The sequence below is a fragment of the Nitrospirillum amazonense genome (assembly GCF_007828045.1).
GTDB lineage: Bacteria > Pseudomonadota > Alphaproteobacteria > Azospirillales > Azospirillaceae > Nitrospirillum > Nitrospirillum amazonense_C.
In genome coordinates, this window is record NZ_VITN01000063.1 from 1 (window position 1) to 2,556 (window position 2,556).

Annotated in this window: 2 protein-coding genes and 1 pseudogene; 1 reads left to right on the top strand and 2 read right to left on the bottom strand. The window is 59.5% G+C overall.

Going from position 1 to position 2,556, the window contains the following annotated elements; genetic code table 11:
* Positions 1–94: 94 nt before the first annotated feature.
* Entirely contained in the window at positions 95–1,081 is a 987-nt protein-coding gene (gene rfaD / locus FBZ89_RS30530) for an ADP-glyceromanno-heptose 6-epimerase (protein WP_145754867.1), read from the bottom strand.
* 214 nt (positions 1,082–1,295) lie between these two features.
* On the opposite strand from rfaD, the pseudogene FBZ89_RS30535 reads away from it, so the two are divergent.
* Positions 1,296–2,132 (top strand): annotated as a pseudogene (locus FBZ89_RS30535) (ISAs1 family transposase); the annotation flags it as partial.
* 10 nt (positions 2,133–2,142) lie between these two features.
* Here the strand turns inward: FBZ89_RS30535 and FBZ89_RS30540 are convergent.
* Positions 2,143–2,502: a transposase gene (locus FBZ89_RS30540; protein WP_145754869.1), complete on the bottom strand. Its 360-nt coding sequence runs from the start codon at positions 2,500–2,502 to the stop codon at positions 2,143–2,145.
* Positions 2,503–2,556: the final 54 nt, after the last annotated feature.

The following is a 2,556-nucleotide window of genomic DNA, read 5'->3' on the forward strand; positions in this document are numbered from 1 at the left end:
AAGCCAGCGGCGAAAGCTCGGGTGGTCCATGGCGGCAAAACTCCAACGTTTCCGCCATTCTATCATAAATCAATGCGACTTACGAATAGAGCCTTCAGATATAGGGATCCGGCGCCGCCAGATAGACCTGGACGTACTGCCGGATGCCGTCCTCGAGTTCCGTGAAAGGGGCTGAATAACCGACCGTGCGCAACCGCCCCATCGACGCCTGCGTATAGTATTGATACTTGCCTTTAAGATGGGCGGGCATGGGTATGTAATCGATACGGGGGGGCAACCCGACTGCTGTGAAGAGCGAGGTCACCAGATCGTTCCAGCTGCGGGCCTTGCCGGTGCCGAGATTGAACACGCCTCTGACATTCGGTGTATCGTACAGCCAAAGCATGACGTTGACTACGTCGCCCACCCAGATGAAGTCGCGCACCTGGCCACCATCGGGATAATCTGAATGGTCGGACGCGAACAACCGGGCGGTTTCACCAGCCATGATTTGTGGATAAAGCTTGGCCGGAACCGAACGCATGTCCCCTTTATGATATTCGTTAGGGCCATAGACGTTGAAGAACTTCAGTCCGGCGAATTGTGGTGGCGTCGCCTCCCCCCGATCCAGCGCCGCCCGCGCCCGGCGATCGAACAGGTGCTTGGACCAGCCATAAGGGTTCAACGGCCGTAGGGCCGCTAAGCCCTCAGCTGTAAAGTCGTCCTCGAAACCCCGCGTGCCATCCCCGTAAGTCGCCGCCGAAGACGCGTAAATCAGCCGGACGCTGCGGCTGGCGCACCATGACCACAGGTCCAGGGTCAGACGGAAGTTGTTCTCGAGGATGCGATCCGCGTCCATTTCCGTCGTCGCGGAAATCGCACCCATATGGAAGATGGCGCTAATGTCGTCCTCATGACGGTCCAGGAATTCCGGAAGCTGCTCCGGGGTAATCACGTCGTGCAGGCCGCGCTTGGCCACGTTAAGCCACTTTCCCCCTTGGCGGAGCCGATCGACCACGACAATCGGGCCGATAGCTTTGGCCTCCAGGCCGGCGACCAAATTGGAACCTATGAATCCGGCCCCACCCGTAACAACGATCATGGCTTTCAACTTCTCGTGAATTAAGGGATCGACTGTGGGCGGCCATGGCGCCGGCCGCAATCATTCACCCCATTAATACAGCCCCAGTCCAGGGACGCCAAGCTTCGGTGAGGGGCATACACGGCAATCGCTTGAAGCGGGTCTTGACAAGAGGGGCTTTCGGAGCGGTAGCGATCTGTGATTCGTAGGAGGCTCCATTGATCTGGAGTTCTCGATGGCCGGTTCGCTTCTCGACCATTTTGCGGCGCTCAGCGATCCGCGGCAATCCTGGAAGGTCGTTTATCCACTGCCGGAGATCCTGCTTGTGGTGCTCTGCGCGACGATCGCGGGGGCTGAGGATTTCGTTGAGATTCGGCGCTGGGGCACGATGAACCGGGATTTCCTGCGGCGGCTTTTGCCCTATGCGGGCGGGATTCCGAGCCACGATACGCTGAATGACATCCTCAACGCGCTCGATGGCGATCTTTTTGCGCGATGCTTCGGCGACTGGGTCGAGGGGCTGCGCGAGGCCGAGCCGGACATCGTCGCGATCGACGGTAAAACCTCGCGGCGGACGCATGACCGGGCGAAGGATCGCAATCCGCTGCATCTCGTTTCAGCCTGGGCCAGCCGGCAGCGCTTGGTGCTGTGCCAGCAAGCTTGCGAGGCAAAGTCCAATGAGATCACGGCCATTCCGCTGCTGCTCGACCGCTTGGCGTTGACCGGGGCACTCGTCACCATCGATGCGATGGGCTGCCAGACCAAGATCGCCCAGAAGATTCTCGATAAAGGCGCCGACTACCTCCTGGCCATCAAAGAGAACTGGCCCAACCTGCACAGCGAGGTCATCCGCCACTTCGACGATCTGCCTGCCGCCGACATGTTCGAGACGACCGATGGCGAGCACGGCCGCATCGAGGTGCGCCGCCATGTCGTCAGCCACGAAGTCGACTGGCTTACCACAGACCGCCGCTTCCCCGGCGAACCCCGCTTCCCCGGCCTCAAGGCCATCGCCATGGTCGAAGCCGAAATCGAGCGTGGCGGCAAAACCACCCTGGAACGCCGATATTATACCAACGGCATTAATAATTGACCTTTGCCCAGGTTCTTTGAGCGATTGATCTGATACGGCCTGGCTGGTTTGCCATGTTGTTCCAAGCCCTGCAGCAGGCATCCAAGATGTCGGTGTATGCGCTGAACACGGTGTGGGCCAGCCAGTTCTGGCGAAGGAACTGCCAGACGTTCTCGACGGGGTTCAGTTCGGGGCAATAAGGTGGCAGGGCAAGAAGAGAGATGTTGGCAGGGACCTTGAGCGTCCCGCCCTTTTTATGCCATCCGGCGCCGTCGAGGATGACGATGGCGTGATGGCTCGGCTGGACCTGACGGCTGATTTCCTCCAGGTGGGCTGCTGCCGGATTGGATGACACCGGGATAGGCTCAATTAAGCTACCTCAGCATTCTGTTCGAAGTCGATGGGGCTGAGGTATCCCAGCGTC